Genomic DNA, 24,724 nt, shown 5'->3' with positions numbered 1-24,724 from the left:
GACCAGTGAAGCTTCGTTTTATTCTGTCCGAGGTCGGCAAGGGCCTGTCGCGTAACCGCGCGATGAGCGTCGCCGTCATCCTCGTGACCTTCGTGTCCCTCCTCTTCGTGGGCATCGCGGGCCTGACTCAGATGCAGGTGTCCAAGATGAAGTCGGAGTGGTACGACAAGATCGAGGTCACGATCTACATGTGCGCGATCAACGACGCGGCCGCGAACTGCAACGCGACCGAGGCGAGTGACGCGCAGATCGATGCGGTGCGCCAGAAGCTGGCGTCCGCCGAGATGACCCCGTACGTGGCCAACGTCTACGAGGAGACGAAGGAAGAAGCCTACGAGAACTTCAAGCGTCTCAACGGCAACGATGCGCTGACGCAGTGGACCACGCCGGACATGCTGCAGTTCGCGTTCCGCATCAAGCTGGTTAACCCCGAGCAGTACTCGGTGGTCAAGGAGGAGTTCTCCGGGACCGCGGGTGTGTCCGAGGTGCGCGACCAGCGTGAGGTCGTCGAACCCCTGTTCCGCGTGCTGGGTGCCGCCCGCACGGCTGCCCTGGGTCTCGGCGCGATCATGGTCGTCGCGGCGATCCTGCTGATTTCGACGACGATCCGCCTGAGCGCGATGAGCCGTGAGCAGGAAACCCAGATCATGCGTTACGTGGGTGCCTCGAACCTGTTTATCCAGGCTCCCTTCATGATTGAGGGTGCGCTGGCCGCGCTGGTGGGTGCTGGCTTCGCGATCGCTTCACTGTTCGCGGGCGTTCACTTCGTCGTTCAGGGCTGGATGGCCCCGTCCTTCCGCTGGACGAACTTTATCGGCATGGGCGAGGTGGCGATCATGACGCCGATCCTCGTCCTGGCGGCGGTCGCGCTGGCGGTTATTGCGTCGGCGTTCTCGCTCGCGAAGTACACGAAGGCGTAAGTCTCATGTCCCGTTTCCCGCATCGTCCCGGCCGTCGCGCGCTGCGCCTCGGCGCGCTGGCCCTGGCGGTCGCGTCCTTCGCGGCGATGAGCCAGGCGCTGCCCGCTCGCGCCGACGACGAGCGCGACGCTGCTGCGAATGCCGCCGCCGAGGCCGAAGCAACGGTCAACGCCCTGCAGTCGCAGCTTGAGGGCATCGACGCGTCGTTGGCTCAGGTCTTCATCGACCTGCAGGCCCTCAACGGGCAGATCCCGGTGGCCCAGGCCGCCTACGAGACCGCGACCGCGACCTACGACGCGAAGTCGCGCGAGCACGCGACGATCCTCGGTGAGCTGAGCGCCGCACAGGGCGAGCAGAACCGTATCGATCAGTCGCTCACCCAGGCGACCACGCAGGCCGACGACGCGCAGCGCGCGATCGCCGACCTCGTGCGTCGCAAGTACCGCGAGGGAAACGTCGACCCGGTCGCCGTGGCCCTGACGGCGGGCGGCACGGAGTCGATCACCGACCGTGCGGCCGCGGCCGACATGGCGCTGCGCACGGAGAGCCAGACGATGACGGCGGCGCTGGACGTGTCCTCGTCCCAGCGCACGCAGGCCACACGCCAGAACGCGATCACCGACCGCATCGCCGACCTCGAGGAGAAGGCCGCGCAGGCCGAAGCCGAGGCGAAGGTCGCGAAGAACGAGGCCGACGCCAAGCTCACGGAGCTCAACAGCCTCAAGGAACAGGCTCAGGCCAAGCAGGCCGAATGGGACGCCCAGAAGGGCAAGGTCGAGGCCTCGCTGAGTCAGGCGGAAGCCGATTACCAGGCGCGCAGCGCGGAGCTGGCGGCCATCGACGCTGCCAACCGCGCGTCGGGTGCCTCCTACGTGTCGGCCTCGGGCTTCCGTAACCCCCTCGACATCCCGATCGTCGTGACCTCCCCCTTCGGCATGCGCTACCACCCGGTGCTGGGCGTCATGAAGGGCCACTCGGGCACCGACATGGCCGCGGACTGTGGCACGATCATCCGCGCCGTGGCCTCGGGCTACGTGAACGCCGTGTCCGCCGACGTGTCGGCAGGCAACTACGTGGATATCAACCACGGCCTCGTCGGCGGCAACTCCGTCATCACCGAATACCTGCACATGCAGGCCCAGTACGTGTCCCCCGGCCAGTACGTGAACGCGGGCGACGCCCTGGGCGAGGTCGGCTCGACCGGCTACGCGACCGGCTGCCACCTGCATTTTGGTGTTCTTCAGAACGGAAGCTATGTTGAACCGATGGATTATTTGTAATCCGCGTTAGGATGGACCCTCGTAGCGATTTCGCTGCGGGGGTCTTTCCGCATGAGCGCGGAAACCGAGTCTGAAAGGAGGCAGCATGCCCAAGGAATGGAAGAAGCCCAAGCCCACGGAGGGGCAGCGCGCCAAGGCTGCCTCCGACGCGAAGAAGACGATCGCCCGTAATAAGAAGGCGCGCCACGACTACACGATCGAGGACACCTGGGAGGCCGGTCTGGCCCTCATGGGCACCGAGGTGAAGGCGCTGCGCATGGGCCGCGCGTCCCTCGTGGACGCCTGGGTCGAGATCAACGGGGGAGAGGCCTGGCTCTACGGCGCCAACATCCCCCTGTACTCGCAGGGCTCGTGGACGAACCACGCGCCCACGCGCAAGCGCAAGCTGCTGCTCCACCGCGCGGAAATCGACCGCATGCAGGACCGCGTGGCCGCGAAGGGCTACACGATCGTGCCCCTGGAGCTGTACTTCATCGGTGGCCGCGTCAAGGTTGAAATCGCTCTGGCCAAGGGCAAGCAGGAATGGGATAAGCGTCAGGCACTGCGTGAAAAGCAGGACCAGCGCGAGGCCGAACGTGCAATGCGTCGCTACGTGAAGCAGGCCCGCCGATAGGGGAAAGAAGGCGACCCTGTGCGAGGTTCTGTCAGGATTTTTCGTCGTGATCTTCTGAGGCTGGTGCGTGTTCCGGCCGCATGGATTGTCATCATCGGTATGGCGTTCGTGCCCGCGCTCTACGCGTGGTTCAACATCGTCGGATTCTGGGATCCGTACTCGCAGACCTCCCACATTCGCGTCGCCGTCGCGAACGAGGACGAGGGCGCGACCAAGGATCAGATCGGCACCGTGAACGTCGGTGCGATGCTCGAGACCCAGCTCAAGCAGAACGATCAGCTGGGCTGGCACTTCGTGAGCGCCGACGAGGCGCGCGCCGAGGTGGAACGCGGCGACTCCTACGCGGCCTTCATTATCCCGGCGTCGTTTTCGCGCGACCTGACGGGCATCGTTGATGGCACGTACGTCAAGCCGAATATCCAGTATTACGTCAACGAGAAGAACAACGCGGTGGCCCCCAAGATCACGGGGGCGGGCGCGACGGCTCTGGACCGCCAGATCAACTCCGCGTTCGTCTCGACGGTGGCGAAGGTGCTGTCGGAGAAGGCGTCCGAGGCCGGGGTGAGCATCGCGAACAACGCTGACCAGAAGCGTTCGGAGGTTTCTACATCGGTGTCCGAGGCCTCGGCCAAGCTCGGAAGCGCCTCGCAGACCCTGGAGGGCATGGGGGGCAAGATCGACGCGGCGAAGGCCTCGGTGGCCTCGGCTCGCACGACCCTCAGCGAGCTGGACTCTGCGGTCTCGGAGCTGTCGACGTCCCTGGACCAGGCGGACCAGCTGGTGAGCGACTCGCGCACGTCGCTGGCGTCCTTCTCGAGCCAGATGGGTGGGGCCCTCGACGGCCTGTCCTCGAACGCGGCGAGCGCCCTGGCGGGCGTGTCCACGAATGCGGGAACCCTCGACGGCGCTGTGCAGGGCGCCTCCGGGCGCGTGGGTGGCCTGCTCACCGAGGGAACGTCGATCAATGACTCGGTGGGTGAGGTGCTCGCGGAGCTGGACGCCCTGGGGATCGGGAACCTGCCCGCGGCGGGCACTGCGCTGACCGACCTGACGAACCAGAACGCGGCGCTGTCGACGGCCCTGGGCAGCCTGACGACCCTCAACTCCGACCTGTCGGCCACGTCCACCTCGATTTCGAACGCGCTGACGTCAGCTTCCGACGCATCCGCGGCTGTGTCGGCCTCGGTGACGAACGCCCGCAGTGGCGTGTCTGCCCAGCTGCCTGCGATTTCCTCGGCGCTCGATGACTTCTCGAGCGCGTCCTCGTCGATGCGTGGCTCGCTGGACACGCTGCGCAGTCAGCGTGAGCAGGTGTCGGGCCTGCTCGACCAGCTCGATTCCCTCTTGGACGGGGCGAAGACTGCGACCCAGACGAGCGCGACGAACGTCGCCGCGATCAAGACCGACCTCGACTCGGTGGCGACGGACATTTCGTCGCTGTCCTCCTCGAACACGCTGCGCGACCTCGCGGACTCCCTCGGGGTCAACGCCGAATCGATCGCCTCCTTCATGGCCTCGCCGACGCAGATCGAGACGAAGGCCGTGTACCCCGTGGCCGCCTACGGTTCGGCGATGGCCCCGCTGTTCACGAACCTGGCCCTGTGGATTGGCGCGTTCTCGCTCGTCCTCCTCCTCAAGCTCGATGTGGATGAGGAGGGCATCGGCCCCACGTCCTCTGTCGCCAAGTACATGGGCCGGTGGATGCTTCTCGCCTTCTTCGGGCTCATTCAGGGGCTCGTTGTGTCGATCGGCGACCTGATTATCGGCGTGCAGACGGTGTCGCGTCCCGCGTTCGTGGGGACGGCGATGATCATCTCGCTGGTGTTTGTGTCGATCGTCTACATGCTCTCCACGTGCTTCCAGCACATCGGCAAGGGCCTGTGCGTCATCATCATGGTCATGCAGATTCCCGGGTCTGCCGGCCTGTATCCGATCGAGATGCTGCCGTCCTTCTTCCGCTTCCTGCACCCGCTGTTCCCCTTCACCTATGGCATTAATGCGCTGCGTGAAGTCGTCGGGGGATTCTACGGGCACACGTTCCTGTCGTGCCTGGCAGTTCTCGGCGCCGAGGCGCTGGTCGCCTTTGTGATCGGCCTCGCGCTGCGCCCGTTCTTGGTGAACTTGAACGCGATGATCACGCGAGACCTGGCGTCCTCCGGGCTCTTCCTGGCCGAGGCCACGCGCGTTCCTTCGAACCGCTATCGCCTGACGCAGATCGTGGCGGCCCTGGCCGACCACGACGGCTTCCAGCGCTCGGTGAGCGGCCGTGCCGCGCGTTTCGAGCGTCGTTACCCGCGGATCCGCCGCGTGGCGATCATTCTTGGGGTTATCGTGCCGGTGGCGCTCGCCGTCCTGTCGGTCGCGAACGTCGCGGAGGTGCCGATCGTGCTGGGCGCCTGGATCGTGTGGGTTCTCCTCGTGATTACCTTCCTGATCGGCCTGGAGTACCTGCGCGAGGCCTTGGCGCGTCAGCAGCTCCTCGGCGCCATGGACGAGCAGGACGTGCGTTCCCTGCTCACCCGCCGTGTGCAGGGCGCGCGATCGCGTCTCGCGCTTGGCGCGGCCGCCGTGGGCGCGTCGATCTCGTCGGCGATCGCCTCAACCGTGGGTGAGCGCGGGGGAGAGGACGCGGACGAGGCCGACCCCGGCCTCGTCGATGAGGACGGCGCGGGCGACGCGTCGGAGGCGGCGAAGGGAGAGCAGCAGTGAGGACCATCTGGGCTATCTACCGCGCCGACCTGCGCCGCGCGCATCGCTCTCTGATCGCGAGCGTCGTTGTCTTCGGACTGGTTGTCATTCCGTCGCTGTTCACATGGTTCAACGTGGCGGCGTCGTGGGACCCGTTCGGCAACACGAAGAGCCTGCGCATCGCGATCGCGAACACGGACGCGGGCTACAAGTCGGACCTTGTGCCGCTGCGCATCAACATCGGCGATTCCGTGGTCTCCGCGCTGCGTAAGAACGACAACTTCGACTGGGTCATCGACTCCGAGGACGCGGCCATCGAGGGGACGCGCTCGGGCGAGTACTACGCGGCCATCGTCATTCCGTCGGACTTTTCGCGCGAGATGCTCACCTTCTTCGACGGGGGAGCATCCTCCGCGCCGATGACCTACTACGTCAACGAGAAGAAGAACGGCATCTCGCCGAAGATCGCCGGGCAGGGCGCCGAGGCCGTGAGTGCCCAGGTGAACCAGATCTTCGTGCAGACGCTCTCCGAGGTCGCCCTCGATACGGCAACGTCGGTCGGGAGTGCGCTGTCGTCGCCCACAGCCGTCAATACGGTGACGGCGCTCGATAATCGCGTGCAGACGGTCGCCTCGCGCCTGCGCACGGCGGCGGATAGCGCGGACGCGTACGCGTCGCTCGTGGGTTCCTCGGTGACGCTCATCGACTCGACGGCCACGCTCGTGGACGGGCTGGGGAGCGCGAAGGGCTCCGCGCAGTCCGCGGTCTCGAGTGCTCAGGCGGGGGCCAGCGGCCTCGGATCTGCTGCGTCGGCGGCGGTCTCCTCGGTGTCCGACGCGATCTCCTCGTCCAAGTCCTCGCTGTCCTCCCTGTCGAGTGCCGTCGAGAGCGTGTACGCGAACGGCTCGACGAGCGCATCGGACGCGGCCTCAACGCTGCGTTCCCAGGCCTCCGTGCTGGACACGCAGGCCGCCAGCTTCGGGTCGATCAAGTCGACGCTCGCGGCGCTGCCGGGCTCGCCCGTCTCCCAGTCCTCGCTGGACCGCCTGCAGGCGGCCTCCGACCGGCTGACCGAGGTTGCGAATGGGCTGCGCGCCGCCGCCTCCGAGCTGGACTCCAAGGTCGCGTATGCCGAAGCTGGGCGCGCGAGCGTGAACGGCCTGATCGCCCAGGCGCGCTCCGCGGTCGACGGGCTGTCCTCCGACTACGAGAATAACCTGCGACCCCAGCTTGAATCGCTGGCCTCCACCCTGGCCTCGGCCCAGTCGTCCCTGAGCGCCGCGCGCACGTCCCTGGAGGGCGCGACCTCCACGGCCTCGAACGGCAGCGGGAGCGCCCGCGAGGGCCTGACCCAGCTGCGCGATAACCTGACCGGCGCGGCCGCGAGCCTGCGCGAGGCTGCGGGTAAGCTCGACTCCCTGCACTCCTCAATCAGTGAGGCGCTTGCCAGTGGTGACCTGACGACGCTGGGAACGATCATCGGGAATAATCCCGAGGCCCTGGCTGCAGCCATCGCGGCCCCCGTCGGCGTGGAGAAGACTCCCGTCTACCCGGTCGCGAACTTCGGCTCCCAGATGGCACCGCTGTACACGATCTTGGCGCTGTGGGTTGGCTCTATCCTGATGGTCGTGTCGCTGCGCTCGGACGTCACGGACTCCAACGTTGCCGACGGCCTACCCGAGGGTGACCCGCTGCGCGCGAGGCTCACTGCCAAGCCCGTCGGCCTGACGGCCGGCTACCTGGGGCGCTACCTGATCTTCGGGACGATCGCGCTCGCCCAGGCGACCCTGGTGGGGCTCGGCGACCTGTACTTCTTGAAGGTCCAGCACGCTTACCCGCTGCAGTTCATGGGCACCCTGTGGCTGACGGCCGTCGTGTTCTCTTTCCTGCTGTACACGCTCATTGCGACGTTCGGGAACGCGGGTAAGGCCCTGGGCGTGCTGCTCCTGGTCCTGCAGATTTCGGGCGCCGGGGGAGCGTTCCCGCTGGCGATCCTGCCGTCCTTCTTCTCGTCGATTTCGCCGTTCCTGCCGGCCACGCACGCAATCACGGCCCTGCGCGCGTCGATCGCGGGGTATGCGGGGCACGAGTACGCGGACGCCATGTGGTTCCTCGCCTCCTTCATCCTGTTCGCCGCGTTCCTGGGGCTGGCGCTGCGCCCGCTGCTGGTGCGCAAGAACCGCCGCATGGTGGAAAAGCTGGAGTCCACGAAGCTGCTCTGAGGCGTCGGTTTTTCCCTTGACGGGCGTGGGCTGCGGGCGTAAACTGATGTGTCCGACGGTCTGCGGTAACGCTGGGCGTCGGGGAGTTGAAAACTCAAGAGGGGATGATCGGTTTCGACAGTGGTCGTCGATCGAAGTGAAGCGAGCCGAGAATGTACGCTCAACTCGTTAACGATGCGTGCAAACCAATAGGTGCCGAACAGAATCGCACCGACTACGTTCTCGCTGCCTGATATCGCAGCCTGAACCTTTAGTCCGTCAGCCCGGGAGTTGCTTCCGGCCCGGTGTCTGGCGTCGTCTAGGGAGCCACTGGGAGTCGCCCATGTTGGTGGGGCGCCTCCGACACTTAATCAACTGAGCCTATCCAGCGGTGTGTCTACGCAATGCTGGGGGCTGAGAAATAAAACCGTAGACTGCGCTCGGAGAAGAATTCGGGGCCGGCCATTGGACGGGGGTTCGATTCCCCCCATCTCCACAACAAAAACCGCATGATTCTGCGGTAAATCGGGACATGCTTTGGTGCGTGACACGCGTGCGTGACACACACCGAGGTATGTCCCTTCTTTATGCTCTGTACTACTAGCCCGGTGCCACGTATGTGTCAATAGCTCCCTAAGTCGAAGTGGGTGGTGTGGATACACCACAACCTTGTGTCGAAGGGCTATGGTTAGGAGAGAACGTGATGACGACCGATAAGACTGTGTTGGTTACTTCAAAGAAGAAACGCGTGCTCGGCAGCTGAACGTTAAACGGCTTGAGCCTGAAGGGCTCAGCTGGCCTGAATACAAGCGGAAACCTGGAAGGATATGGCTGTGGCTTACAGTAAGAAGGAACTACGTGAGTTCGCTGAGCGCTGGCACGGCAGGGGCTATGAAAAAGGTGAAACGCAGCAGTTCTGGCTGCAGGCTCTTCGCGCCATCGGATATCCGCATGTTGATGATGTGTTATTTGAATATCACCTCCCCTCTGGCGGGTTTGCAGATGTGTGGATTCCGGACGCAGATGTGCTCATCGAGCAGAAGTCTTTTGGAGTCAGTCTCGACGACTATGAGGTTAGGCAAAAGAAGAAGAAAACGCCTCTCATGCAGGCGCTGGACTATGTCGAGGAACTTCCTAGGCCGAAACAGCCTCGCTTCGTCGTTACTTGCAACTTTGGCATCTTCCGTGTCTACGACCGAGACAAGTGGAGTAAGAGCCAGCTAGAGGATAATGCTTTTGAGTTCACGCTGGATGAGCTTGCTGAACATCCCGAGTACATGGGTTTTATAACGGACCCGGGCAATAGTCGCCTTGAAAAAGAAAAGCAAGTTTCAATTAAGGCTGGTGAGCTCATTGGAGAGCTCTATGACATGATGCGCGAAGGGTATATCGACCCTGATAGTGAAGAGTCAATGCATGCATTGAATGTGTTGTGTGTACGTCTCGTCTTCTGCCTCTACTGCGAAGATGCTGACTTGTTTGAAAAAGATTCCTTCTATAACTACCTTAAGGATGTTCCCGCAAGTCAATTCCGTGTGGCACTGCGGAGACTGTTCGTTGCCTTGGATACGGACCTTAAGAAGCGGGATCCCTATGATGCGGATGTGAAGATATTTCCGTATGTCAACGGTGGATTGTTTAGAGAAGATACTGAAATTCCAAACTTTACGGACGAGGCCAAGCAGTTCCTATTGGAAAAGGTCGCTCGTCCGGTGAACTGGTCTCAAATTTCACCGACGATCTTCGGTGGTATTTTTGAGAGCACGTTGAATCCGGAAACGCGGCGTTCTGCTGGAATGCACTATACGTCACCAGAGAATATTCATAAGGTAATTGATCCGCTGTTTCTTGATGGACTCAAGGCGGAGTTTGCTCGCATCCGAGATGAGGAAGGGACGACTCCTCGTAAGAAGAAGAATGCTCTCGCTCGGTTCCATGCGAAGCTCTGCGGTCTTAAATTTTTTGACCCCGCGTGTGGTAGTGGAAATTTTCTTACTGAGACATACATCTGCTTGCGAAAGCTTGAGGACTCTGTTCTGAATGAGTTGCGTCAAGGGCAGACGGAATTGGGATTTAGTGAGGATGAAAGTGGGGGGCGTCGCGTTAGTCTAAATCAATTCTATGGAATTGAAATCAACGATTTCGCTGTCAAGGTTGCCGAATCGGCGCTATGGATCAGTCGTCTCAAAGCCAATGGTGAGAACCTCATGTTCTATGAGGTTGGAGATGATGATTTTCCGTTGAATGAGTCTGCTCGCATTGTTGAAGGTAATGCGTTGAAGCTTGACTGGAATAATGTCTTACCTGCAAGCCTTTGTAGCTTTGTTATGGGCAATCCTCCTTTCTATGGGGGTATGTTTATGACTGTCGATCAAAAGAAAGAGATGAAAGAGGTCTTTCGTGGTCTCAAGGGGGTCGGGGAGCTTGATTATGTTACTGCATGGTATGTGAAGAGCGCTGAGTATGTGAAGGGGTATCCTATTCGGTGTTGTTTCGTTTCAACGAACTCGATTTGTCAAGGGCTTGCTGTTGGTGTCTTTTGGCGATACTTTAAGGAAAGTCTCGGCTGTGAGATTGAGTATGCTTATAAAACGTTTGTGTGGGGTAATGAGGCGTCGGCCCAGGCGCGTGTTCATGTTGTGATTATTGGATTTGTTGATAGGCGTTTTGTTAACAAGGTAAGGTGGCTGTGTACTTCTCGCGGTGATGTTGTTCATTGTGAGCGTATAAATGGCTACTTAATGCCTTCTGCTGATGTTTATGTAACAGAGGTTTCCAGCCCTTTAAGTGATGTCCCGCCCATTCGTTTCGGCTCAATGCCTAGAGCCAAGGGATTCACGCTGTCTGCAGAGGATAGAGAGCGGTTTGTTGCTGAGAATTCGTTGTGTGAACAGTGGATTCGACCATATTGGGGTGCGGATGAGTTTCTTAATCGTAAAGAGCGGTATTGTCTTTGGCTGCTTGATGCAAATGAAGATGAGATTGCGCAATGTCCTTTGGTGGTTGAGCGTATTAATCGTGTGCGCGAAGAGCGTCTTGCTAGTAAGGCTCCGTCTACTCGCAAGTTTGCAGAGACCCCGATGTTGTTTGCGCAAATTGCGCAACCAGTGGGCGATGGCGACTATCTTTTGATACCTCGTCTCTCGTCAGAAAAGCGGTCTTATATTCCAATTGGATTCGTCGGTAATGACGTTATTGCTTCCGATCTGGCCTATCTCGTTCCTTCTGCATCCGTCTATCACTTCGGTGTGCTCTCGTCGCAGTTTCATAATGTGTGGGTTCGCATGGTTGCGGGACGGTTTAAGAGCGACTATCGGTACGCGAAAGACCTTGTGTACAACACGTTCATTTGGCCGACTGTGTCCCAACCATCTCGCGGGGAGATTGGAGCCTGTGCTCAGGAGATTTTGGATGTGCGTGCACGCCATCGCGCTCAACGGATTGGTGACCTTTATAAGCGAGATCATATGCCGGATGATTTGTTGGCTGCCCATATGGCTTTGGACGCTGCAGTTGAAAGGGCATACGGTGTGGATTTTGCTGGGGATGAGGATAAGATCATTGCTCACTTGTTCAAACTTTACGAGGCAGCTACTGCGGATGAGTAGGCGTCGGTTACGTTATTGCTTGAGCTTTCGTGACGATGGTGGGGTTGATCGTTTCGCCTGAGCTGATGAAGATTTCTTGCGTTTTGGTTATCGACACCCTATTTGCAGGACTGGGTGAAAGTGAGCCTATTGGTTTGTAAGCATCATCGGTTGTGTCAGGGTTCTAAAGTCCCGATGCGGATGTTGTTGATCAGCTCGTGCTTTGTTTGAACTCCGGCTTTGCAGCTTATCGAAGCGTTGGTAACCCCGTGGCAACTCGTGTTTTCAGCTTCTCTGACGGGTATCATCGAAACAGTCGAAGAAGACCCGTCCTCGAGCCAGAAAGTGAGCCGCACATGCGAGTTGTAGTCGTCGGAGGAGTCGCCGGAGGCATGAGCGCGGCCGCGCGCCTGCGCAGGCGCGACGAGGGCGCCGAGATCATCGTGCTGGAGCGCAGTAAGTACGTGTCCTTCGCGAACTGCGGGCTCCCGTACTACGTCGGCGGCGAGATCGAAGACCCCGCCAAGCTCCTCCTCCACACCCCGCAAACCCTCAAGGCGGCGCTCAACCTCGACGTGCGCATCAACTCCGAGGTCACGGCGATTGAGCCCGGTGCGCACACCGTCCAGGTCACCAACACGGAGACCGGCGAGGCCTACGCGCTCACCTACGACCACCTGATCCTCTCCCCGGGAGCCCTCGCGAGCCGGCCCCCGATTGACGGCCTCGACTCCCCGCGTGTGCACACCCTGCGCACGGTCGACGACGCCCTCGCCCTGCGCGAGGCCTCGGGCACGCGCGCCGTCGTCCTCGGCGCCGGGTTCATCGGCATCGAGGCCACCGAAGCCCTCGCACAGCGAGGCTTCGAGACCCACCTCGTCGAGTGTGCCGAGCACGTCCTGCCGTCCCTCGAAGTCGAGATGGCCACGCTGGTCACCCGCGAGCTGCGCGCCCTCGGCGTGTGCGTCCATGCAGGCGTCGCCGCCCAGTCCATCACCCACGGCGACGACCACGACTCCGTGACGCTGTCCGACGGTACCGTTCTGACCGCCGACGTCATCGTCCTGTCGACTGGCGTTCGCCCCGACACCGCCTTCGCCGAGGCCGCGGGCATCGAGACCAGCCGCGGCTACATCCTCGTCGACGAGCATGGGTGCACCAGCGCCGATGACGTCTACGCGGTCGGTGATGGCACGGTCGGCCGCATCCACGACCGCCCCGTCGCCCTGGCTGGACCCGCGAACCGCGGGGGACGCCTCGTCGCCGACGCGATCGCCGACGCCGAACGCGGCGAGGCCGCCGCGCGCCCAATCCCGAGCCCCCAGGGCACCGCGATCGTTCGGATCGGGAGCCTCACCGCCGCCATGACCGGCGCTAACCGCCAGGCCCTCGACGCCTCGGGCGCGGAGTACTTCACGGTGCACACGCACGCCAACCAGCACGCCGGCTATTTCCCCGGCGCCCAGCCCGTGCACATCCTCATGCACGTGGGTATCAGCGGGCAGATTCTGGGCGCGCAAGCCGTGGGTGCCGACGGCGTGGACCGCCGCATCGACGTCATTGCCACCGCCATGCGGGCCGGCCTGAAGGCGACGGACCTCATCGATCTGGACCTCGCCTACGCGCCGCCCTATGGCCAGGCCAAGGACCCCGTCAACCAGACCGGCATGGTCGCCCACAATGTGCTGACCGGCGAGCTCGTCCTCACCGGCCCCGAGGCCCTCACCGAGGACATGCCGGTCCTCGACGTGCGCACCGTGGGGGAGTACGCGGCCGGGCACATACCGAACTCCCTCAACATTCCCCACACCCAGCTGCGCGACCGCCTCGATGAGGTTCAGGCTTGGGTCGACGAGAGCGTCGGCGACCAGCCCTTCGTCGTCATGTGCGCCGCGGGCGTGCGCTCCTGGATCGGCTACCGCATCGTGCGCCACGCGGGCTTCAACGTGACCATGCTGTCGGGCGGCATTCAGACGCTACGGGCGTGGCTCGGAGAGAAGGCCGATTCTGTGCTGGTGAAGGAGGAGGGATAAACCGGAGGATTTCGGTCCCGAAACGATCCCGCGTCACAGTTCGAAGCAGTAGAATTTCTTGTCAATACCGAGAACATGGCGATCAACAATTCTGAGCGTTCGTTCCTCCGATTGGCCTCATGCGACGGCGCAACCGGCCTGAGGAGGGCGGAAGCTCGCAACACCATGACGCGGATCCGCTGACGAATTCGCGGCGCAACAACAAAGGAGGCAATCATGTGTCGACCCACCACCTGCGAGGTATGCGGAAAGACCACCTGGAAGGGCTGCGGCAAGCACATTGACTCGGTGAAAGAACAGGTGCCCCCGGATCAGTGGTGCGATAAGGACCATACTGACGAGGAGTATGCCAACGCTGAGAAGAAGAGCGGCTTCTTCGGCAGCTTCTGCAGGTAGCCTATACCCCGCTGCCGGCGTCGCGAGCACTGCGACGCCGGGTTGTTCGCACCCCTTTTGAGGCCCACACAGATGATGTGTCAAGGAGCTTTTTTCTTCATGTGACGCGGGTATTATTGAGTCATGAGGTGGACGACAAAATCAACGTGGATTCGTATCGCCGTGCTGTTCGGCATCTACCTGCTGGTGCCGGCGGCGTGGTTTAGTCTCTCGCGCGTCTCGGACTCGATGGAGATCGTGAAGAGCCTCGTGTTCCTGATCCTGCTCGCGATCCTGCCGATCCTCGCGATGGCCTTCGGCGCGTGGGACGGCGTGAAGGATGGCTTCAGCCTCCTGTGGTTGCTCGCGCCCTTCGTGTGTTTCCTGGCGCCGATGTACCTGTTCCTCAACGACAGTGCCCTCATCTACGGGGTGGGCTACAGCATCCTTGGATTCGGGGCCCATTGCGTCGGTGCCTTCATCCATGCGCGTTCCTCGCGGCGGATGTAGGTGCGCAACAGGCCGATTCGTGAGTTGGACGCGACTATGCGGATAGGTTACGAACATGCGGATAGGTTATGACGATGCGGATAGCTTATTAACCTATCCGCAAGCGAATAACCTATCCGTATCCGCATAACCTATCCGCATGTGCCCGCGCGGATCTGTCCCCGTGCGCAGAACCCCGTGTCACCCCGGTGCCGCCTTTTCGGGCGTAGCATTCCCGTTCTCGCGGCGGCACAAGGCTCGCGCAACGTACCGACGCACGGACGTGCTGACATGTTCTGGGATCGGGGCGCACCGCTCTACGACTTCTTCGACAACACGTTCAACTGAGCCGCCTACGACGGTGTGGGTGAGGCGGTCGCGCGCATCATCCGCCCTGACGACCGCGTCTTCGAATGTGCGTGCGTCACCGGCGCGATCAGCGCCGCCATTGCTCCGGTCTGCGCGCACCTCGGACTCAGAGCGCCGACCTATCGCGAACGCGCGAGAGAACAATAAGAGGGACTGATAGCAGGATGAGCTCACAGAGGAACGAAGCGACTCGTTTGTGAGGGATACATTTGCAACATGAGTGTGCAAGCTTGCGCAGTCTGAATAAGTGTGAAAGTATTTGTGGTTAATGGAAGTGAAAATTCTAACGAGTTTGAGTCTTTTTGCTTTCCTTGATCGTTGGGATGCTGTGTTGAGCGAGAAAGGGTCTCGTTATGGCTCGTAGGCCTGTCTTTGTACCTGAGTCTGACAAACCGTATGTTTCGGAACTATCTCTGGATTTTGAGTATTTTCCCGGATCTTCTATTCAGCAGAAGCAGCGTTCGGTTGCAAGTTTGCATGCGGCGTATGTGGATAGGTTTCCTTCGTCGCGCGTTCTGGAGGTGTCGTCCAGGAGTAAAAGGGACATTGGAGTTCAGTTAAGCGCGTTTAATTTGATGATTGAGAGTCCGGAGCGTGGAAGTTACAGTGTTGAATGTGCTTTCCAGGCTTCAAAAGTCTTTCGGCATGGGGGTCCGTTTGTTGATCTTCTCAACGCCTCGAGTCGTGCGGCAAAAACAGATCGGCGATTGAGGAATAGTGGAGAGCTTGTTGGATTCAAGTATTTTGCAGATGAATTCCCGTTAGAGCCGAAGACGTACTTTTACGACTGGTTGTATGTGTCTGCGCTCTGTCGTGATGAAAAAATCGTTGAGCAGGTTATGACGTTCGATGCATTCACCGATATTGAGCATAATCCGGAGCGGGCGATCAACTGTCAGGCAAGGTCTGTGGCCAAAGTGGTGGGTCTTGCTCGGGCGGGGCTGCTGACAGATGCCTTGCAATCGCCTCAAGCGTTTCTGGAACTCGGGTATTAATAGGTTTTTGTTGCCCTGTCACTTTGTTCGACGGTGGAAGAATAATCTCATCTGGGATCGGGGTGCCGCAATCGCCTACGCGGATAGGTTACGAACATGCGGATAGGGTTCTGTTCCTGTGCACAGAACCCCTTTCCGCCCCGGCATCTCCCACGCAGGCGTATCATGTCCAGCAGCGCGAAGCAGCGTCGGCGTCGTGCGATGCATGGGAATACGGAGGTGTTCAGCATTGTTCTGGGATCGAGTTGCCCCGCTCTACGACCTCGCCGTCAACGCGCTCAACAGGAGGGTGTACGACGGGACGGGCGGTGCCGTTGCCAGGTTGATTCGCCCCGGTGACACCGTGCTCGAATGTGCGTGCGGAACGGGCGCGATTAGCGCTGCCATCGCCCCCGCATGCGCGCGTGTGGTCGCGACCGACTATTCCGAGGGGATGCTCAAGCAGGCACGCAAGAAGCTTGCGAAACACTCGAACGTCACCGTCGCGCAGGCGGATATCACCGACTTGCGCTACGCGGACGACTCGTTCGACGCCGTCGTGGCGGGCAACGTCATCCACTTGCTGCCTGAACCGCGCGACGCGCTCAAGGAGCTCAAGCGGGTCGTGCGCCCGGGTGGCACGATCATCGTGCCCACCTACGTGATTCCCAAGAAGCGGGCGCACACCATGTTCCTGAGTGTGATCTCCCGATTTGGCGTGCACTTCCAGGAGCACTTCGACCCGGTGTCCTACCGGGCGTTCTTTGAGCGTATGGGCTGCACGGGTGTCACCTACCGCGTCGTGCGAGGTCGAATTCCCTGCGTGATCGCCTCCTTCACGAACGATCAGTAGATGCCGAGCCCAGGGCGACGTTCCGCAGCATCGCCCCGTAGGCTTGCGCGTCGCGGCTCATGTGCTCGCAGTGCCCCGAGCCCGGCCAGATGCGCAGCTCGGCCTCCGGATAGAGTCGCGGGATCACGCGGCGCGCGAGCCGCAGGTCGGAGTCCTTCTCCCCATAGGCGAAGGTGCAGCGCCGCTGAATGTCAGGGGAGAGGGGCGGCAAGCTGACGCGCGAGCAGTCTCGCACGATCGCGCGGATGCTCTCCTCGCTCATCGCGGCAAAACTGGCGACCATCGAGCGCGCGGCCTGCTCGCCGTAGAGGCGCGCGAGCTTGAGTGCTCCGGCCTCGGGGTCGCGCACGGCCTTCCGGTGTTTCGCGACCATTACCCGGCTGAGAACGGCCCCGCCGACTCGGGCTACGGGACCGCCGGAGTAGAAGCTCACCCCCTCAATAAAGAGCTGATCGAACGCAAGGTCCGAGAATCGCAGCAGCTCGAACAGGACGACCCCGCCGAGCGACGCGCCAAATCCAAGAGACAGGCGACGTATACCGTGGGAGGCCAGCCACTCGTGGATCGCCGCCGCCTCGTCAGCCGCTGATACGTAGGGGGCCGAGGCCTCGTCCCCGTGGGCAGACAGGTCTGGCACGAGAAGCCGCAGGCTGGGACCCATGTGGTCGCAGAGCGTGGCTGTCATGCTCGAGGCCGAGGACAGCATCGGGTGAATGATGAGGACGGTGGGGGAGTTTTCCCCGCCGGGCTCGTAGACGTGCATCTTCATGGCATCGCCCCACAGAAGTCGCCGGGCGCGTCGCTGCGCCCCTGAACCTAGCTGACCCTCGGATGTTAGCATCCGTTCATTCAGAAATGCCCGGGGGCTATCTACTAGCTAGTGCCCTCCTGCTGGCTGCATGACTCGGCGAGAGTTGTTGCGTAACTTATCTTTCTGTGGCATTGTTGACCTGTGCAGCCCTCTGGTGCAATGTGGCCCAAATAGAGTGATTGATTAGGTAGTTGCCTAGTTTTCCATGTCGGTCCTGTGGTTGGGATTCTATTCAAGGCTGCTTTTCAGTGTTCTAAATACATGTCTGTCCATATTGCTTGACATAGCAAGGATATTGGCAGGTGTGGCTACTTGGAAGGAAGCAAAATATGTCGACGATCTACACGACGAGTGAGTGGAAAGGTCATGGCAAGCAGAACTACTTCTGGAATGAGTATCGCCTGGAGGGAGGGACGGTGACGAAATACAAGTGCAACAGGCATAAGTTCTTTGATGGTGATGAGAGTAATTGGGAAGAAAGCGAAACGGAGGTTGAGTCGTGGTCTGTTGATGATCCGTCCATGCCTGACTGGCTTCGAGAATATCTCTAGGAAGAAGAGGGTGCCTGGCATCCGTTCTAACCTGTGTGGAGTATGGAGGGGTAGGAGTGGGCGAGGGGACCAACTGAGCCAATCAGCTGTTGAGTGCCTACTAGCCTTCGCGCGGGATCGCGGGTAGTGTTGCCACGTTAGCCCCCTATGAAGGAGTGAATGATGCTTGTTGTGACGACCCCGACCGTTGAAGGTGCGCCGATCAAGCGATACATCGGCATGGTGTCGGGCGAGACCTTCGCCGGCGTGAACTTTTTTAAGGACTTCGGTGCGAGCCTGTCCAACATGTTCGGCGGCCGCGCCTCCCAGTACGAGGAAGAGATCGGCAACGCCTCCGCGACCGCCGTCAACGAAATGTGCGCACGCGCGCAGGCCATGGGTGCGAATGCGGTCGTCGGCGTGAAGGTTGACTACTTCACCGCCGGAACCGACAATGGCATGCTTGCCGCCATCGCGACGGGCACAGCTGTCATCCTCTGACAGTCGCCCGCGCGCCGCTCGGCACGCACAGAAAACCCCGCCAGGAGAGGCCCGTTCGAGGCCTCACTGGCGGGTTTGTCGATGCTGGCACCCTCCGAAGAAAATAAAGTGTAGCTATCGTTACTAAGGCTGTACTAAGAGAGGCAAGTTTACGCCGAAAGAGTGATCGGGTAAAGCCCCTGACGCATAGCGAGAAGAAAGCTGGATGGGCTTTGCAGTAAGGATAGGTAACCCTACCCTAGACGCTGGGTAATGCCGTAGTTACGGCCTGCCCGTGACCCAGTTGTCAACCAAGTGAGCCATAGATGTCCCATCGCACAACCCCGGCGCTGGTGCTGCTAACCGCGGGCGCCCTCGCCATGACCACCGTGACCGCCCCGGCGGCTTTCGCAGCTAACCCGCATGAGGAAAGCCAGTCGGGCACCCCCGCCCCCGCCTCGTCAATCGACGCCCAGTCCGGCGCCCCGCAGTCGGGGACAGACGACGAGGCCGGGGCCCCGAACCCGACCACCACCCCCGAGAGCTTCCCCGCAGACGACACCCCGACGACGATCATCGTCCAGCTTGAAGACGGCTCGGTCGGCATTCCGTGGTACCAGCGGATCTTTGGCCTGTCGTCCTCGACCAAGCATGAGACGGTCAAGGACCGCATCGAAACCTCGGTCGAGGCGGTGGTCCCCGGTGCGGACATCACCGACGTGCGCGACTACACGCACGCGCTGGACGGCTTCGCGATCCAGGCCCCGGCCTCGTCCCTGGATGCCATCAGGGCGACCGAGGGCGTCAAGGCCGCGTTCATCGAGCGCCACCACAAGCCGATGGTCGTCGAGGGCGACGCAGGTGCGCTGGGCGCCGAGGCCGTGGATCCCGCCCTGCAAAACGCCTCCTCCCTGGAGATGACTCGCGCCAACCAGACTGCCCAGAAGGGTGATCGTCAGGTCGTCGAGGTCATTGACACGGGCATCGAGGCTACCCACCAGGCGTTCTCCGGCTCCATGGACGGCGTCGACGTGCGCCTGAGCCAGTCCGATGTCGAGGCCCTCGTCGGCAAGCTACCGCACGGAACGACCGGCGCATACCTCAATAAGAAGATCCCCTTCGTCTTCGACTACGCGGACAATGACGCGGACGTACTGCCCAAGTCCACCAAGGACCTGTCGCACGGCACCCACGTCGCCGCGATCGCCGCCGCCAACGCGGCCGACCTGCAGGGCACCGCGCCCCACGCGCAGATCATCGTCGCCAAGGTCGCCTCCGACAAGGATGGATCGATCCCCGACAACACTGTCCTGGCGGCCCTCGACGACGCGGTCGTCATCAAGCCCGACTCGATCAACCTCTCCCTCGGCGAGGACGCGGGTATGGGCACCGAGGCCGGAACCATGTACGCGGAGGTTTACAAGAACCTCGCCGCCGCCGGCGTGACGGTCAACGCCGCCGCGGGTAACTCCTACTCCAGCGCGTATTCCAACTACAGCGGCAAGAACAAGCCCTACGCGACCGATCCCGACGCCGGCACGGTCTCCGAGCCCGGGTCCTACAGCTCGACCCTGGCCGTCGCTTCGGTCAACAATCAGGACGCCCTGCCCTACCTGACGGTGGGGGACCGCCAGGTCGTCTACCGCAAGTCGCGCGGCCTCAAGGACGCTGTCGTGCCGAGCCTCCTCGACATCCCCGAGGCCACCTACACCCTCGTCTACGCGGGCATCGGTGACGCGGCCGCACTCGAGAAGCTCGTCGCCGAGCACCCCGGCGACCTCTCCAAGGTCATCGTCCTAGAAGACCGCGGCGGCTCCGACAGTGCGACGGGCGCGGACATGACCCACGAGGCCAAGGTCAAGGGCCTGACCCAGCTGACCTCTAAGCCCGCCGCCCTTATCATCGGTGACTCCGAGGCGGTCGAAAACCCGTACGTGGCGACCATCGAGGCCACCCACACGATGCCGACCGTGACCATCACAAAGAAGGAGAAGGACTCGCTTATCGAGGCCATCGAGGCCAGCGAGTCCGGCTCCATCGCGATCTCCAACCCGCACGCGGGCCTCAAGCTCGCCTCGACCAACCCCTCGATCTCCGACTTCACGTCGTGGGGCGTCACTCCCGACCTCAAGCTCAAGCCTGAGATCGCGGCCCCCGGCGGCAATATCGTCGCGGCTGTCCTGGGCAACACGTACCGGTCCATGTCGGGCACGTCCATGGCGACCCCGCAGGTCGCGGGCATTGCTACGCTCGTGCGCCAGCGCGTGAACGACGACCCGGCATTCGCCGGCCTGTCGGAGGCGGACAAGGCCGCGATCGTCACCACCCTCATGATGGGCACCGCCCACCCGCTGCTCGACATCGACCAGAACGACGGCACCTACTACTCGCCGCGCCGCGTGGGTGCGGGCCAGGTGGACGCGCTCGCCGCCACGACCACGACCGTGTACCCGAGCGTCGCGGGCGCGGACAACCCGTGGCGGCCCAAGGCCGACCTGGGTGAGGGAACGACCGGCTGGACCTTCCAGGTGACCCTGACGAACGTCTCTGACACGGCACGCACCTACACCCTGGGTGGTCAGGCACTCTCCGAGATCGTCGAGGGTGGCCTCTTCACCGAGCACTCCAAGAACTGGGCGGGGCAGGGCATCGACCTGACCTACTCCGCTGACTCGGTGACCGTGCCTGCCAAGGGCACCGCGACCGTGACCGTTACCGTGACCCCGCAGGATGCCTTCGCCTCGTACGCGAATGAGAACGCTCCCAAGGGCACGTTCATTGACGGCGCCGTGACCTTCACGAGCGCCGACGGTCAGCCCGACCTGACCGTCCCCTACATGGGCTTCTACGGCTCCTGGGGCGCGCCTGCCGTCTTCGATGGCAAGTGGTACGACGGCACGACGAGCACCGCTCACGCCTGCTCCTCGACCCTCATGAACCCCTCGACCGAGGTGCCCCTGGGTGCCCTGAATCCCCTCGTCGGACAGGAAATCGATGACGTGCGCGCGGTCGACCCCGCGTACTTCATCATGTCGCGCTCCGCGCTGCCCGAGGCCCCCTCGCGCATCCTGCCACGCACCTGCCTGCTGCGTAACTCGCCAAAGGTGACCTACACCTACACGAACGAGGCCGGCGAGGTCGTGCGCGAATACACCTTCGAGCGCGCCCGCAAGTCCCTGTTCAACTACCACGCCAGCAAGGTTGAGCCCATCGAAAGCCAGGAAGGCAACAACCCGGTCTTCGACGGCTTCGACAAGGACGGCAAGGAGCTGCCCGCAGGCCGCTACAAGCTGACGATCGACGCGGCCTCGGTCGCACCCTCGAGCGTTAACTCGCAGCTGACCTGGGACTTCACCCTGGACACCCAGGCGCCCGTCATCTCCAACCTGACGGTGACCGGCGAGGGCGACGAGCGCGTCGTATCCTTCGACGTCACCGACAACTCGCCGCTGGCCGGCGTCGCCTTCTCCGAGTCCCCGACCTCGCGTCGCTACTACGACGAGAAGGAGGCCGTGGGCGCGAACCGCCAGGCCGACGGCACCTATGCCAAGCACTACGAGATCAAGTGGGCCGACCTTATCGACCGCGCGGACTCCTCGGATCCGGCGACCGCCTACCTCTTCGCGTGGGACTGGGGGAAGAACCAGGCCCGCCAGGTGATCCGTTTCAGCACGATCCCGATGACCTCCCTGTCGCTGACCCCGCAGGACTCCGAGGTCGTCGCGGGTGAGACGGTCGCGCTGAGTCCCTCTTACGAGCCGGCGAACGCGAACGTCACCGACCTCGTGTGGACGTCCTCGAACGAGGCCGTGGCCACCGTGAACGACAACGGCGAGGTCCGCGCCCTGGCCGCCGGCGAGGCGACGATCACCGCGACCGACGCATCCCAGCCGAGTCTGTCGGCCAGCGCCCAGATCCGCGTGCGCACGATCTCCGAGGAGGCGGGCATCGAACTCGCCGACACCCAGGTGACGCTCAAGGTGGGCGAGACCGCCCCCGTGAAGGCCTACCTGGCGCCTTCGCTGAAGGACCGCGCGGTGACGTGGAGCGTGGAGCCGGCCGACCTGGCCACGGCTGCCGCCGACACGGACACGCGCAAGGGGACCCTGACCGCAGGCGATCACGCGGGTTCGGGCACGCTGACCGCGACCGTCACGACCGAGGGGGGTACGGCTAAGACCGCGTCCATCCCCGTCAAGGTGCGCGCCGCCGACGCCGACGACTTTGAGATCAACGAGGACGGCGTCCTCGCGAAGTACAAGGGGTCGGCCACCGAGGTCACCCTGCCCGACACCGTGACCTCCATCGGCGAGCGCGCCTTCGCGAGCTCCACCGTGGAGCACGTGACGATCCCTGCTTCGGTGCGCTCGATCGGCCTGGAGGCTTTCATTTACAGCTCGCTGAAGAAGATCACCTTCGTCGACGACGAGGCCCACCCGGCCCAGCTGACCACGATCGCCGACCGCGCGTTCGCGAACACGAGCCTGGAGGCCATCGAGCTGCCGCGTTCCGTGGTGACGATCGGCGCGGAGGTCTTCGACTACAACTCGGCGCTCACGACGATCAAGCTGGGCCCCAACGTCGCCGCCGACTCGGTGACCTCGGGCTATGCCGAGACCGCCGCGCTGACCAGCGTTGAGGTCGATCCTGCGAACCCGAACTTCGAGAGTGTTGACGGTGTCCTGTACTCCAAGGACCACTCGCGCCTGATCCTGTACCCGGCTGCCAAGAACACGGGAGGCGCGTACGCGGTCCTGGACGGAGTCGCGACGATCGCGCCCAAGGCATTCCAGAAGGCGGGCATCACCTCCGTGACCCTGCCCGACAGCCTGCGCTTGATTGGGGACGAGGCCTTCCGCCTCTCCGCGCTCACCGCCGTTGCCCTGCCCGAGAAGTTCGAGACGGTCGGCACCTGCGCCTTCTGCTCCGCCGACAAGCTCGCGCGCATCGACCTGGGCGGCACGATCTCCCTGGGCGGCAGTGCCTTCGAGTCCACGAGCGCCAAGGAAGGGGTCAGCTTCCGGCCCGAGCTCGGCCGTCTCACGACGATCGGCGACTTCGCGTTCAGCCGCACGGCGCAGTCGTCTGTGACCCTGCCGGACTCGGTGACCACGGTCGGCGAGCAGGCATTCTCGGAGAGCACGGCCCTGACCTCGTTCCACATCGGAGCGGGCGTCACCTCCTTCGCCGAGACCGCCCTGTACAACGACCGCAAGATCGCGACGCTGACCGTTTCCGCTGATAACCCGGTGTACTCGGCCGAGCATAACGTCCTGTACCGCAAGGCGGATGATGGCCTGCACCTGATGCTGTCCCCGGCCGCCAACACGCTCACCGACTACACGGTGCGCGCGGGCACGGTCGAGATCGGCGCGACGGCATTCGCCAACAACAAGACGCTCACCCGCGTCGTCCTGCCCGACGGCCTCAAGGTCATCGGCGACGACGCCTTCGCGGGCACCACGGCCCTGACCGAACTGGTGATCCCCGAGTCGGTCGAGCGCTCGAGCGGCGTCACCGGAAACTCCCTGGAACTCGTCGAGTACGGCTCCAAGGTGACCTCGATCCGTATGGAAGGCAGCTGGGTTCCCATGCCTCGTCGCATCGTCGTGCGTGGCGGTGTGGACGGCTCCTTCGTGTACGACGGTCGCCCGACGAACGGACGCCGCCAGAGCGCCTACTTCGGCGAGGGCATGACTCGCGTGTCCTTCGGCGTGGACGTTCCGCGCGTCCTCGTCCTGCCCTCCACGCTCACCCGACTCGACCTCGAGCCGGAGCTGAGCGACGAGAAGAAGGAAGACACCCACGTGTACGTTGCCGCGGCCGAAGGCGAGTCGGCGTGGAACGTCGCCAAGGACGCCCTCGAGGCGGCCGGCATCGACGCCTCACACCTGCACACGTTCACGGCTGCGTCGATGACCCTGTCGGGGGCTGGCATTGCCGAGGCTGGGGGAGCGTACACGTACACGGGCGAGGTCGGCGCATCGGTCGACGTGACCGCAACGGTCGCCGGTGGCATCGCTGGGACGCAGCAGGTGCGTGCCGTGCAGATCGGAGCGGATGGCACCGAGACGCTCGTGCGTGACTGGACGACGGTGACGGATGGTGGGGACCGTGCTGCGGCCTCCTCCGTGACTTTCCCGTGGACCCCGTCCTCCGCGGACGTGAGCCTGCGCGTCCAGGTGCGTGACGCCTCGTACCTGACGAGCACCCTCATGATCAAGCTCCCGGGTACCCCGGATCCGACTCCGGCTCCGGACCCGACGCCTGCGCCCGAGCCCACCCCGGATCCGACGCCTGCGCCCGAGCCTTCTCCGGACCCGACGCCCGCGCCGGAGCCTTCTCCGGACCCCACTCCGGCACCTGAGCCCGATCCGGCTCCCGCCCCGCAGGACGGCCAGTGGGTCAGCGACTCTATCGGCTGGTGGTACCGCTATGCGGATGGCACCTATCCGGCTGGCCAGACGGTGCAGATCGGTAACTCGATCTACCGGTTCGGTGTGGATGGGTACATGCGTACT

General features: G+C 62.6%; 15 protein-coding genes and 1 other RNA gene. 15 read left to right on the top strand and 1 reads right to left on the bottom strand.

Going from position 1 to position 24,724, the window contains the following annotated elements:
• Window positions 1-5 precede the first annotated feature (5 nt).
• The 12 genes from ftsX (at window position 6) to HMPREF1137_RS02175 (ending at window position 16,382) form a co-directional block, all read left to right on the top strand.
• The gene (gene ftsX, locus HMPREF1137_RS02225; RefSeq protein ID WP_007588502.1) at window positions 6-920 is read left to right on the top strand and encodes a permease-like cell division protein FtsX; all 915 of its coding nucleotides are present in this window, start codon (window positions 6-8) and stop codon (window positions 918-920) included.
• Between the two features lie 5 nt (window positions 921-925).
• A complete protein-coding gene (locus HMPREF1137_RS02220) occupies window positions 926-2,200 on the top strand; it encodes a peptidoglycan DD-metalloendopeptidase family protein (protein WP_007588409.1) in 1,275 nt (424 codons plus the stop codon).
• An 85-nt stretch (window positions 2,201-2,285) separates the two neighbouring features.
• A complete protein-coding gene (gene smpB / locus HMPREF1137_RS02215; protein ID WP_003790105.1) occupies window positions 2,286-2,813 on the top strand; it encodes an SsrA-binding protein SmpB in 528 nt (175 codons plus the stop codon).
• Window positions 2,814-2,831: 18 nt separating this feature from the next.
• Window positions 2,832-5,522, top strand: a complete 2,691-nt coding sequence (locus HMPREF1137_RS02210; RefSeq protein ID WP_034496393.1) for a YhgE/Pip domain-containing protein — start codon at window positions 2,832-2,834, stop codon at window positions 5,520-5,522.
• Window positions 5,519-7,723 carry a YhgE/Pip domain-containing protein gene (locus tag HMPREF1137_RS02205; protein ID WP_007588508.1) on the top strand — a complete coding sequence of 735 codons (2,205 nt, stop codon included), beginning with the start codon at window positions 5,519-5,521 and terminating at the stop codon, window positions 7,721-7,723. Before HMPREF1137_RS02210 ends, HMPREF1137_RS02205 begins: the two co-directional genes overlap by 4 nt.
• Before the next feature lie 100 nt (window positions 7,724-7,823).
• Window positions 7,824-8,201: a transfer-messenger RNA gene (gene ssrA / locus HMPREF1137_RS09900) on the top strand.
• Between the two features lie 334 nt (window positions 8,202-8,535).
• On the top strand, window positions 8,536-11,310 hold the full coding sequence (locus HMPREF1137_RS02200) for a DNA methyltransferase (protein ID WP_007588407.1): 2,775 nt from the start codon (window positions 8,536-8,538) through the stop codon (window positions 11,308-11,310).
• 335 nt (window positions 11,311-11,645) lie between these two features.
• On the top strand, window positions 11,646-13,322 hold the full coding sequence (locus HMPREF1137_RS02195; RefSeq protein ID WP_034496390.1) for an FAD-dependent oxidoreductase: 1,677 nt from the start codon (window positions 11,646-11,648) through the stop codon (window positions 13,320-13,322).
• Between the two features lie 216 nt (window positions 13,323-13,538).
• Window positions 13,539-13,718 (top strand): DUF8730 family Cys-rich protein, encoded by a 180-nt coding sequence (locus HMPREF1137_RS02190; protein WP_007588418.1) that lies wholly within the window; start codon window positions 13,539-13,541, stop codon window positions 13,716-13,718.
• 123 nt (window positions 13,719-13,841) lie between these two features.
• Window positions 13,842-14,207: a hypothetical protein gene (locus HMPREF1137_RS02185; RefSeq protein ID WP_007588511.1), complete on the top strand. Its 366-nt coding sequence runs from the start codon at window positions 13,842-13,844 to the stop codon at window positions 14,205-14,207.
• Between the two features lie 701 nt (window positions 14,208-14,908).
• A complete protein-coding gene (locus tag HMPREF1137_RS02180; RefSeq protein WP_034496389.1) occupies window positions 14,909-15,550 on the top strand; it encodes a DarT1-associated NADAR antitoxin family protein in 642 nt (213 codons plus the stop codon).
• A 229-nt stretch (window positions 15,551-15,779) separates the two neighbouring features.
• The gene (locus tag HMPREF1137_RS02175; RefSeq protein ID WP_007588477.1) at window positions 15,780-16,382 is read left to right on the top strand and encodes a class I SAM-dependent methyltransferase; all 603 of its coding nucleotides are present in this window, start codon (window positions 15,780-15,782) and stop codon (window positions 16,380-16,382) included.
• On the opposite strand, the gene HMPREF1137_RS02170 is transcribed toward HMPREF1137_RS02175, so the two are convergent.
• Complete coding sequence (locus HMPREF1137_RS02170; protein ID WP_007588473.1) at window positions 16,366-17,151, bottom strand: alpha/beta fold hydrolase; 786 nt, start codon at window positions 17,149-17,151, stop codon at window positions 16,366-16,368. The genes HMPREF1137_RS02175 and HMPREF1137_RS02170 overlap by 17 nt on opposite strands.
• Before the next feature lie 371 nt (window positions 17,152-17,522).
• Here HMPREF1137_RS02170 and HMPREF1137_RS02165 point away from each other — a divergent pair, with 371 nt between their 5' ends.
• From HMPREF1137_RS02165 to HMPREF1137_RS02155, 3 genes are all read left to right on the top strand, one after another.
• Window positions 17,523-17,744 carry a hypothetical protein gene (locus HMPREF1137_RS02165; protein WP_007588500.1) on the top strand — a complete coding sequence of 74 codons (222 nt, stop codon included), beginning with the start codon at window positions 17,523-17,525 and terminating at the stop codon, window positions 17,742-17,744.
• A gap of 162 nt (window positions 17,745-17,906) precedes the next feature.
• A complete protein-coding gene (locus HMPREF1137_RS02160) occupies window positions 17,907-18,224 on the top strand; it encodes a heavy metal-binding domain-containing protein (RefSeq protein WP_007588499.1) in 318 nt (105 codons plus the stop codon).
• Window positions 18,225-18,529: 305 nt separating this feature from the next.
• On the top strand, window positions 18,530-24,724 hold a 6,195-nt coding region (locus tag HMPREF1137_RS02155; protein WP_007588417.1), incomplete at its 3' end, for a leucine-rich repeat protein.

Origin of the sequence: Actinomyces sp. ICM39 (assembly GCF_000282935.1) — a bacterium.
Lineage (GTDB): Bacteria > Actinomycetota > Actinomycetes > Actinomycetales > Actinomycetaceae > Pauljensenia > Pauljensenia odontolytica_B.
This window is presented reverse-complemented; position numbering and strand designations above follow the sequence as displayed.